General features: G+C 73.5%; 11 protein-coding genes and 1 riboswitch. Of the genes, 4 read left to right on the plus strand and 7 right to left on the minus strand.

The features are described 5' to 3' along the window. The 4 genes from WD250_04035 to guaA form a co-directional block, all read right to left on the minus strand. A partial coding sequence (locus WD250_04035; protein ID MEX2619369.1) for a hypothetical protein occupies positions 1–316 on the minus strand: 316 nt, incomplete at its 3' end. 137 nt (positions 317–453) lie between these two features. Continuing rightward, a complete protein-coding gene (locus WD250_04040; GenBank protein ID MEX2619370.1) occupies positions 454–1131 on the minus strand; it encodes a class F sortase in 678 nt (225 codons plus the stop codon). Between the two features lie 31 nt (positions 1132–1162). Beyond that, positions 1163–2293, minus strand: coding sequence for an ice-binding family protein (locus WD250_04045; GenBank protein ID MEX2619371.1), 1131 nt, complete (start codon positions 2291–2293; stop codon positions 1163–1165). A gap of 169 nt (positions 2294–2462) precedes the next feature. Next, positions 2463–4010, minus strand: coding sequence for a glutamine-hydrolyzing GMP synthase (guaA, locus tag WD250_04050; protein MEX2619372.1), 1548 nt, complete (start codon positions 4008–4010; stop codon positions 2463–2465). Between the two features lie 94 nt (positions 4011–4104). Beyond that, positions 4105–4184: riboswitch (TPP riboswitch) on the plus strand. A 10-nt stretch (positions 4185–4194) separates the two neighbouring features. On the opposite strand from guaA, the gene thiO reads away from it, so the two are divergent. The 3 genes from thiO to WD250_04065 all read left to right on the plus strand — a co-directional run bounded on the left by thiO (position 4195) and on the right by WD250_04065 (position 6948). After that, on the plus strand, positions 4195–5340 hold the full coding sequence (gene thiO, locus WD250_04055; GenBank protein MEX2619373.1) for a glycine oxidase ThiO: 1146 nt from the start codon (positions 4195–4197) through the stop codon (positions 5338–5340). After that, positions 5337–6326, plus strand: coding sequence for a sulfur carrier protein ThiS (thiS, locus tag WD250_04060; protein ID MEX2619374.1), 990 nt, complete (start codon positions 5337–5339; stop codon positions 6324–6326). The genes thiO and thiS overlap by 4 nt, the downstream gene beginning before the upstream one ends. Before the next feature lie 418 nt (positions 6327–6744). Further along, positions 6745–6948 carry a hypothetical protein gene (locus WD250_04065; protein MEX2619375.1) on the plus strand — a complete coding sequence of 68 codons (204 nt, stop codon included), beginning with the start codon at positions 6745–6747 and terminating at the stop codon, positions 6946–6948. Between the two features lie 52 nt (positions 6949–7000). On the opposite strand, the gene WD250_04070 is transcribed toward WD250_04065, so the two are convergent. Next, positions 7001–7519 carry a type 1 glutamine amidotransferase domain-containing protein gene (locus tag WD250_04070; GenBank protein MEX2619376.1) on the minus strand — a complete coding sequence of 173 codons (519 nt, stop codon included), beginning with the start codon at positions 7517–7519 and terminating at the stop codon, positions 7001–7003. A 15-nt stretch (positions 7520–7534) separates the two neighbouring features. Continuing rightward, on the minus strand, positions 7535–8782 hold the full coding sequence (locus WD250_04075) for a GuaB3 family IMP dehydrogenase-related protein (protein ID MEX2619377.1): 1248 nt from the start codon (positions 8780–8782) through the stop codon (positions 7535–7537). An 84-nt stretch (positions 8783–8866) separates the two neighbouring features. Here WD250_04075 and WD250_04080 point away from each other — a divergent pair, with 84 nt between their 5' ends. Continuing rightward, positions 8867–9448, plus strand: coding sequence for a DUF5319 family protein (locus WD250_04080; protein ID MEX2619378.1), 582 nt, complete (start codon positions 8867–8869; stop codon positions 9446–9448). Between the two features lies 1 nt (position 9449). Here the strand turns inward: WD250_04080 and WD250_04085 are convergent. Further along, the coding region (locus WD250_04085; protein ID MEX2619379.1) for a CapA family protein at positions 9450–10616 on the minus strand (1167 nt) is incomplete at its 5' end.

The following is a 10616-nucleotide window of genomic DNA, read 5'->3' on the forward strand; positions in this document are numbered from 1 at the left end:
GCACGGTCACCGGCTGGGACGGCGCCGCCGGCGCAGGGTCCGGACCCGAGACCGGTTCTTGCACGGTCACCGGCTGGGACGGCGCCGCCGGCGCAGGGTCCGGACCCGAGACCGGCTGCGAGGGCGCAGGGTCAGCGGGCGTCAGCGCCAGCTCGGCAGCCTGCGGCCCCGGGGGGGCGGGCTCGACGACCACGAGCTGGTGCGGGGTCCCCTCAGCGGTAGCGCCAGCCATGACCGCTGGGAGCCCGCCCACAGCCAGTGCCGCAGCACCGACGGTCAGCACCGAACGGGCGGCCCATCCCCGACAGTTGCGCATCAGTTCTCCTCAACATCCGACGCCCTCGCCGATGGGCGAGATACCGGCAAACAACACCGACGTGGCCAAAGGTACGCGTCGGCTTCAAGGGCTGCCAACCCCATTTGGGGGATTTCGACTCGACGGCGAAGCTCGGTTCACGACCGGGAGGCGACCAGTCTGGCAAAGACCACGAGGTTGTCACGGTAGGTCCCGGCAGCTCGGTCGAACGCACCGCCGCAGGTGACCAGCCGCAGCAGGGCCCGGTCACCGTCGCCGTAGACCAGCGCCGTCGGGAAGTCGTCCTTGGGGTATCGGCCGAGCCCCTCCACACGAAAGACCGCCGTCACGCCGTCGTCGCGCGTCACCAGGATCTCGTCACCCGGCAGGAGGCTACCGAGCTCGAAGAAGACCGATGGGCCCCGCGCGGCGGAGTCGACGTGCCCGACTATGACCGCCGCGCCGGGCGACCCCGGCGTCGCGGAGTGCCGGTACCAGGCCGCCTCGTCGTAGTGCGCACCCGCCGGCACCTCCATGGTGTGCTCGGGGGTGAGGCCCACCTGGCCCACCACCGACTGCACGCCGATGGCAGGGATGTCGACCGCGACGGGGTCGGACGGGACGAGCGTCGGGCCGGTCTCGTCGGCGGCCGGGTCAGGGCCCGGGTCGGGAGCGGTTGCCCCGGCTGTCAGGGGCGGTTCGAGCACGCCGGCCATGGGTGGTGCCGGCGGGGGCTGCCGGTCGGAGGCGACCGCGACCGTCATGGCAGCCGTCCCACCCGCCGACAGCGCGAACGCCGCCAGCATCGTGCCGAGTCTGCGGCGACCGTTGTGCATGTCCACCTCCCTTTGCGCTGGCTCGGCTAGCTCACCGCCGCGGCCTGCGTGCGAGGGGCGGGCGCACCACGAGCAGGATGACCGCGCCGAGGAGGAGGCCGGCCCCGACGACCAGCAGACCCACGTCCTGGAACCCTGCGGTCGAACCGTCACCGGTTGGGACACCACCGATGGGGGGCGCCATCCTGGTCGGCGGGCTGGTGCCCGGCGGCGTCACACCCGGCGGCGTCACACCCGGCGGCGTCACACCCGGCGGCGTCCCACCCGGCGGCGTCCCACCCGGCGGCGTCCCACCCGGCGGCGTCCCACCGGGCGTCGGCATCGGGCTCGGGCTCGGGGTGGGGGCGGGGGTCGCCGTCGGGGTGGGGGCGGGGGTCGCCGTCGCCGTCGGCGTCGGTGTCGGCGTCGGCGTCGGTGTGGGCGTCGGGGCGCAGGCGGCGCGGGTGATGGTGTTCGAGTCCATGGTGACCGCGCCGTTGCGTGCCAGTGCCCGGCCATCGGTGATCACCGCGCCGGTGTCGAGCGTGATGGAGGTCAGCGCCAGGATGGTGCCCTTGAAGGACGTGCCCGTGCCGAGGGTCGCCGAGCTGCCGACCTGCCAGAACACGTTGCAGGCATCAGCACCGTTGACGAGGTTCACGGCGCTGTTGGACGCGGTGATGAGCGTCGAAGCCGTCTGGAAGATGAAGACGGCGTCGGGGTTGCCCCGGGCGTCGAGGGTCAGCGTCCCCGTGATCCCGAACGTCCCGGTCGCCGAGCGGTAGACGCCGGGCAGCAGCGTCTGGTTGCCGAGCTCGGTGCCCACGGTGGCGGTGGGGGTCCGCCCGGCGGCGTCGTTGTAGGCGGTGACCAGGTCGTCCTTGGCCTGGGCGGCGACGGCGTCGGCGACATGCAGCTCGCCCGACAGCGTGACGGAGTCGAATCCGGTCACCGCGGGCCCGGGGTGCAAGCCGACGTCGCCGGTGATCGTGGTGGGCCCGGTGTTGGTGATGGTCGAGCCGGCCAGCACCGCGAAGCTGTCGGCCGTCCCGAGGCCCACGGGGTGTTGTGCGGCGAGGGACACGGAGCTCGCGACCACCAGGACCGTCAGGACCACCAGGGCGACCGTCAGCGGTCGGCCCGTGCGGGTGACGCCCAGGGGGCGGATGGGACGTGGGAGCATCGGTCTCATCCCTGTTCGATTGGTTTGTGTGCAGATTCGATCGTCGACCTTATGCTGAAGAACGGAAAGAAACAAGGATGTAATGACATTTCTGGGATGAGTGCACTCGTGTGATCCGTGGCTTTGGTGTGCCCGCTGGGGGCGGTCGCGCGGCGCCCGCGGTCGTGGGCTACTCCCACTCGATGGTGCCGGGGGGCTTGGAGGTGATGTCGTAGGCGACCCGGTTGATGCCGGGGACCTCGTTGATGATCCGCCCGGCGATGCGCTCGAGCACGTCCCAGTCGATGCGGGCGAAGTCGGCCGTCATGGCGTCCTCGCTGGTGACCGCCCGCAGGATGATCGGGTGGCCGTAGGTGCGCTCGTCGCCCTGCACGCCGACCGACCGGATCGTCGGCAGCACCGCGAAGGACTGCCAGATCTCGCGTTCCAGGCCGGCGCGGCGCAGCTCGTCGAGCACGATGTGGTCCGCTGCCCGCAGCAGATCGAGCCGCTCGGCGGTGACCGCACCGATGATCCGCACCGCCAGACCGGGGCCGGGGAAGGGCTGGCGCTGGACGATGTCGGCGGGCAGGCCGAGCTCGGCACCGACCCGGCGGGCCTCGTCCTTGAACAGCCAGCGCAGCGGCTCGACGAGCTCGAACGCCATGTCCTCGGGCAGCCCGCCGACGTTGTGGTGGCTCTTGATGGTCGCGGCGGTCCCGTGGCCGGACTCGATGACGTCGGGGTACAGCGTGCCCTGCACGAGGAACGCGGCGTCGCCGGCATGTTCGCGCGCGGCCTCCTCGAAGACGCGGATGAACTCGGTGCCGATGATCTTGCGCTTGCGCTCCGGGTCGGTGACCCCGGCGAGCTTCTCCAGGAAGCGGTCAGCGGCCTTGATGGTCACGAGCTTGGCTGACGAGTGCGCCCCGAAGGCCTCTTCGACCTGCGCCGTCTCGTCGTGGCGGAGGAGGCCGTGGTCGACGAACACGCAGGTGAGCTGCTCCCCCACGGCCTCGTGCACGAGCGCGGCGGCGACCGCCGAGTCCACCCCGCCCGACAGGCCGCACAGCACCTGCGCGTCGCCGACCTGCGCGCGGATGGCCTCGACGGCCGTCTCGATCACCGAGTGCGACGTCCACGTCGGCCGGGCGCCGGTGGCGGTGAGGAACGCGCGCAGGACGTCCATGCCCCACGGGGTGTGGGTCACCTCCGGGTGGTACTGCACCCCGAACAGCCTGCGCTCGGGATCCTCGAACGCGGCCACGGGCGTGGCGGCGGTCGACCCGATCACCCGGAAGCCCTGCGGGGCGGCCACCACGGCGTCGTTGTGGCTCATCCAGACGCGCTGGTCCGCCGGCTGACCGGCGAGCAGCACGCTGTCCACCACGCCGGTGAAGGCGGTCTTGCCGAACTCCGACTGGCCGGTGCGGGCGACCTCGCCGCCGAGGGCCGCCGCCATCAGCTGCTGGCCGTAGCAGATGCCCAGCAGCGGCACGCCGGCATCAAACAAGCCGGCATCGACCGTCGGTGCCCCCGGCGAGTACACCGACTTCGGGCCCCCCGACAGGATCACCCCGGCGGGCCGGCGGGCGGCGAGCTCCGCCGCGGTGATCGACGCGGGCACGATCTCGGAGTAGACGTGGCACTCGCGCACCCGCCGGGCGATGACCTGGGCGTACTGCGCGCCGAAGTCCACCACCAGCACAGTGTCGTAATCCTCGTGCGGCGCGGTCATCGAGCTCCCCTTCAGGACGCCAGAGCGCAGGGTACCCGCCGCTGTCCCGACGGCTGCGACCCGGCCCGCGCGCTCGGTAGTCTGGGGGCACGCACACGGGAGCCCCGCCGGGGCTGAGAGGGTGACCAGGGTCACCGACCGTTACCACCCGCCGGGTCATGCCGGCGAAGGGAGCCGCTCGACCATGCCGACCGCGACGCAGCCGGACGTGGTCGTCGTGGGGGCCGGCGTCATCGGCCTGTCCATCGCGTGGCGCGCAGCGCAGGCGGGGCTGGCGGTGACCCTGGTCGACGACCGGCCGGGCCGCGCGGCGTCCTGGGCCGCCGCCGGCATGCTCGCCCCGGTGACCGAGGTGCACTACGGCGAGGAGGCGCTGCTCGAGCTGAACCTCGCGTCCGCCGCCGCCTATGCCGACTTCGCGGCGGGGCTCACCGAGGCCTCCGGTCGCGACACGGGCTACCGGCGCTGCGGGACCCTGCTGGTGGCCCGCGACACCGACGAGGCCGCGGTGCTGGACGAGCTGCACCGCTTCCAGGCCAAGCTCGGCCTCGCCACGACACGGCTGCGCGGCCGCGCGGCCCGCGAGCTCGAACCGGCGCTGGCACCCCGCACCCGCAGCGCGATCCTCGTCGAGGGCGACCACCAGGTCGACAACCGCGCGCTGGTCACCGCCCTGCGCAGCGCCGTCGACCGCGCCGGCGTCGCGGTGGCACCGGGCCGGGTCGCGGCGGTGCGCACGACGAGCCAGCGGGCCGCCGGGGTCACCTTGGCGGACGGCACGGCCCTGCACGCCCCCCGCGTCGTGCTGGCCGCCGGTGCGGGCACCGGCGCCATCGCCGGCCTGCCCGCGGCGGCGGTCCCCCCGGTGCGCCCGGTGAAGGGGCAGCTGCTGCACCTGCGTCCCCGCGGGGGCGCGCCGCCCTTGACGAGCAGGACGATCCGGGGGTTGGACGTCTACGTCGTCGCCCGCGCGGACGGCCGGCTGGTGGTCGGGGCCACCGTCGAGGAGCAGGGCCACGACCGCACCGCCACCGCCGGCGGGGTGCGCCGGCTGCTGCGCGACGCCTGGGAGCTCCTGCCCGGGATCGACGAGTACGAGCTGACCGAGACCGCTGTCGGGCTTCGTCCCGGCTCTCCGGACAACGCCCCCCTGCTGGGCCCCGCCGCCGGCGTCCACGGGCTGATCCTCGCGACCGGGCACTACCGCAACGGGATCCTGCTCGCGCCGGTGACGGCCGAGGCGATCACCGAGCTGCTGGTGACCGGCGTCGTCCCCGCGAGGATCGCGCCGTTCGCCCCCGAGCGCTTCGCCGTCGCGGCACGCCGATGACGGTCACCGTCAACGGTCAGGCCCGCCCCCTGCCGCCCGGGACCAGCGTCGCCGACCTCGTCGCCGAGCACGGCCCCACGGTGGCCGGTGACCGGGTGGCCGTCGCGGTCAACGGCGAGGTGGTCCCCCGCCACGCGTGGACGACCACGACGCTCGCCGACGGCGACCGGGTGGAGCTGCTCGCCGCGATGCAGGGGGGGGCCGCGCCGGCGGGTGACGACGACGCCCTGGTCATCGCCGGCGTGCGGTTCGGCTCCCGGTTGGTGCTGGGCACCGGCGGCGCCACGAGCCTGGAGGCGCTCGAGCGGGCCCTCGTCGCCTCGGGGGCCGAGATGGCCACGGTGGCCCTGCGGCGCGTGGATCCCGCGTCCAAGGGCTCGGTGCTCGACGTCCTGGACCGCTGCGGGGTCCGGCTCCTGCCCAACACGGCCGGGTGCTTCACCGCCCGCGACGCGGTGACCACGGCGCGCCTGGCCCGTGAGGCGTTCGCGACCGACTGGGTCAAGCTGGAGGTGATCGGCGACGAGCGCACCCTCTTGCCCGACGCCGTCGAGCTGGTGGACGCCGCCGAGCAGCTCGTCGACGAGGGCTTCACGGTCCTGCCCTACTGCGGCGACGACCCCGTGGTGGCCCGGCGGCTGGAGGAGGTGGGCTGCGCGGCGGTGATGCCGCTCGGCTCGCCGATCGGCTCCGGTGGCGGGATCCGCAACCGCGCCAACCTGGCGATGATCGTCGAGCACGCCGGCGTGCCGGTGATCCTCGACGCGGGCATCGGCACCGCCAGCGACGCGACCCTGGCCATGGAGCTCGGCTGCGACGCGGTGCTGCTGGCCAGCGCCGTCACCCGTGCCCAGGAGCCGGCGACCATGGCCGAGGCGATGCGCGCCGCCGTGCGCGCCGGGCGTCTGGCGCGCCGGGCCGGGCGCATCCCGGTCAGGCTGTACGCGGAGGCCTCGACCACCTTCGAGGGGCTGCCCGAGTACTGAGCCAGCAACCTCAAGGCGGTCGCGGGGCACTCGCCGGGCCACACGACCCCGTCGGACGTGGCGGCCTGGCCGGGCCACACACCCGGGGCAGTCGCCGGGCCACACGACCCCGTCGGACGTGGCGGCCTGGCCGGGCCACACACCCGGGGCAGTCGCCGGGCCACACGACCCCGTCGGACGACCCCTGGCCAGATCAGCGGTCGCGTGCGACCGTCACCGTGGCGGTCGAGGGACCCCTGAGGAAGAGGCGAGCACACGATGCCGGTCGCCCGGTCGACGTCGCCGACCCGCAGCCAGCTGGTGTCGACGGCGACCATCGGTGCCGCGGCGGGCGCCGCGCTGCGGGCGAACCGGGGCGCCCAGGCGGCTGCTGTGGCCGCGGTCGCCGGGGCGGCCGCGCTGGCCGCGTCCGAGGCCCTTGCCCACCGGCGGGGGCCACCACCCCGGCCACTACCTCGCCCACGTGGCCGCCGGCACCGGAGCGCTGAGCGTCCTGGACGTCAGCGGGTTGCGTGAGGAGCTGCAGGTCTACCTCGACAGCGGCGAGCTGCGTGCCGACCACGCCTTCTGGCTGTTCGGGCTGCCGTTCCTGACGCTGCGCTACACCATCCGGCGGCGGTGAGCCCGAGCAGCGTGCGCGTATCCCCTGCGAGGCGGGTGGGCGCTCCGCGCCGCTACCCGGTCTGCAGGGCGCCAAGCAGCGCCTGCATCCAGGGACCGAGGTCGTCGGGGGTGCGCGCGGAGATCAGGGTGCCGTCGACCACGCAGGCCTCGTCGACCCAGTCGGCGCCCGCGTTGACCATGTCGTCGCGGATCGCGTCGACACTGGTCGCGCGCCGGCCTTTGATGATGCCCGCAGAGATCGGCACCCACCCGGCATGGCAGATGAACGCGACGGGTTTGCCGGCGGTGTCGAAGGCCCGCACCAGGTCCAGGACCGTGCGCGAGCGGCGCAGCTTGTCGGGCGCGAATCCGCCGGGGATGACGACGGCGTCGAACGCCGCGGCGTCGACCGCCTCCACGGTCGTGTCGACCGGGACGGGCCCGTGGCCCTTCTTGCCGGTCACCGGCTCATCGGTGAGCCCGGCGATGGTCACCGCGATGCCCTCCTCCCGGAGGCGGTGGACCGGGTAGAGGAGCTCGGTGTCCTCGAACAGGTCCGCGGCGAGGACCAGCACCGTCGTGGTGGCCATGGGATCTCCGATCCTCTAGCGGCGCCCCATGCCGATGCCCTGGGCGCGCTGGTAGAACTTGCCCTCGGTCTGCAGGGAGGGGGCGACCATGACCTCGGCCCGCTGGAACTCCTTGATGCTCGCGTAACCGCACGTGGCCATGGACGTTCGCAGGGCGCCGAAGAGGTTCACGGTCCCGTCGTTCTCCATGGCGGGCCCGAGCAGGACCTCCCGCAGGCTGCCGATCTGGTCGACGCGCACCCGGGCGCCGCGGGGGAGGTCCGGGTGGAAGGTGGCCATGCCCCAGTGGTAGCCGGCGCCGGGCGCCTCGGTAGCGCGGGCCAGCGGCGACCCGAGCATCACGGCGTCCGCCCCGACCGCGATCGCCTTGGCGATGTCGCCGCCCGTGCGCATCCCGCCGTCGGCGATGATGTGCACGTAGCGGCCGGTCTCCTCCAGGTGGCGGCTGCGGGCACCGGCCGCGTCGGCGATCGCGGTGGCCTGGGGGACCCCGATGCCGAGCACACCGCGGGACGTGCACGCGTTGCCCGGGCCGACACCGACGAGGATCCCGGCGGCACCGGTGCGCATGAGGTGCAGGGCCGACGAGTAGGAGGCACAGCCCCCCACGACCACGGGGATGTCGTAGCGGGCGATGAAGCTCTTGAGGTTCAGGGGCTCGGAGGTGGTCGACAGGTGCTCGGCGGAGACGACGGTGCCCTGGATCACCAAGATGTCGAGGCCTGCCTCCAACGCCGCCGCGTGGAAGCGCTCGACCTTCTGCGGCGTGAGGCTCGCGGCCGTCGTGATGCCCGCGGTCTTCATCTCCTCGACACGCCGGCCGACCAGCTCCGGGCGCACCGGTTCCTTGTAGATCTCCTGCATGCGGGCCGTGGCGACCTCCGGGGCGAGCTCGGCGATCTCTGCCAGCACGGCGTCGGGGTCCTCGTAGCGGGTCCAGAGGCCCTCGAGGTTCAAGACGCCGAGCCCGCCGAGGCGACCGAGCTCGATCGCAAACCGCGGCGACACCACGCCGTCCATCGCCGAGCCGAGCACGGGCAGCCCGAACTCGTACGCGTCGATCTGCCAGGTGATGTCGACGTCCTCGGGATCGCGGGTGCGCCGAGAGGGCACGATCGCGATGTCGTCGAAACCGTAGGCGCGTCTCCCGCTCTTGCCGATGCCGATTTCTATCTCCGCCACGCTGGCCTCACCTTCCGCGGTGTCGATGGGGCACCCGGCGTGCAAGGACCCGGTGCGGGTGCCGGGGAAGAAGGGCTCCATGCTACCAGCGCACCTGACAGGCAAGCGCTGCCCGCGTCGCCCCACGGCCACGGTGGCGGCGCCCCTGCCGCTAGGCTGCAGGGTATGGAGGACGAGTTCGACGACGAGTACGACGAGGATCCGGCCGAGCACCCACCGCTGCCGCTGGATCGGCGGGAGGCAGCCCGCGTCCGCCGGGATCTCGACGACCTCGCCGCCTTCCGCCACGCCTTCGAGCCGGAGGGCTACAAGGGCGTGAGCATGTTCTGCCAGGACTGCGTGGAGGAGCACTTCTACGGATGGCAGATGCTGGAGCACAACCTGCGCGCACTGCTCGAGTCGGGTGAGACCCCCGTGCACGAGCCGGCGTTCGATCCCCGCCCCGACGAGTACGTGGACTGGGAGTACGCACAGGGCTACCTCGACGGCCTCGCCGATGCGGGCGCGCCGGCGCTACCCACGCACACCACCCTTCCCGGTGGCTGCCCCTTCTGCGGCGCCGACCTGCCCGGCGACACGGCCCAGATCATCCACTGCCCCACCTGCGGCGCGCATCTCGGGCCGGCACGCATCGCGCGCGCCCTGCTCGATCGCGGCTGGTCCAACGAGGACGTGATCGAGCTCCTGCGCGGCGCGCGGGTACCCCCGCTGCGCGGTCTGCCGGGCGGGGAGCCCGCCGAGGGCTGAGCTACTGCATCACCCCTGCGGGTGGCCACTGGACGAGCGGTCCGGGGTCGGCGGGGGGCTCGGCCGGGACCAGCTCGACCGTCTCACCCTGGGTGGTGAGCACGTCCCGCGTCCGGGCCAGTGACTGCTCGAGCAGGGCCCGGCGGTCGGCCGGCGTCTCGGGCGCGTCCAGCGCCGCCAGGACGTCCACGATGGTGTAGGCGGTGCGGTCGACCCAGGTCGGCACGGCAGCGGTGCTCGTCACCACGAAGTCCCCCGGGGCCTCCTCCTCGACCTCGAAGCGGACGATCACGCCGTCCTGAGACGCAGCGGCGCAGCAGGCGGCGGACTGGTTCGACAGGAAATTGCCGAGGCCGAACGCCACGGGCCTGCCGGCGAGCCGCCCGACTTGCTGCAGCACATGGGCGTGGTGGCCGATGATGAGGTCGACGGCGCCGTCGGCCAGCAAGATCTCGGCGAGCGAGTGTTGCCCCGCGGTGGGCTCATGGCGGTACTCCTCCCCCCAGTGCAGGCTCGCCACGACGAACTCCGCCCCGGCGGCGCGTGCGGCCGCCGCTGGTCGACGCACGTGGTCGGGGTCGAGCAGGTCGACCCGCCACGGCTCGCCGGCAGGCAGCGCAAGACCATTCAGCCCGTACGTCGCCGACACGTGGCCGACCGTGACGTCGGCGACCTCGTACAGTCGAGGGCGGTCGGCCTCCTCGGCGCTGCGGGCCGTGCCGGCGTGCTTGACGCCGGCGTCGTCGAGGGCGTCCAACGTCGACGTCATCCCGTCCCCGCCCCGGTCAACGGCGTGGTTGGAGGCGGTGGAGCAGGTGTCGAAGCCTGCCGCCGCGAGTCCAGCGGCGAGCTGGCGCGGCGCCGAGAACAGTGGGAACCCCGAGAGGTCGGTGTTGTCCCGCGACAGCGGGACCTCGAGGTGGCAGACCGACAGGTCCGCGGCCTCCAACACGGCGCGGACCTCGGCGAACATCGGCGCGAAGTCGTAGTCCGCACCGATCTGCGTGCCGTAGGCTCGCGCCTGGTTCGCCAGCGGCATGTGCACGAGCACGTCGCCGGCGGCGGCGCAAGCCCGCTCCCAGCGCCCGGTAGCGGCCGGCCCACCGACGTCGATCGCGCATGCCATCACCCCTCCGCGGCCTGCCTGCCGCCCGTGGGCGGCGGGCAG

The sequence above is a fragment of the Egibacteraceae bacterium genome (assembly GCA_040905805.1).
GTDB lineage: Bacteria > Actinomycetota > Nitriliruptoria > Euzebyales > Egibacteraceae > DATLGH01.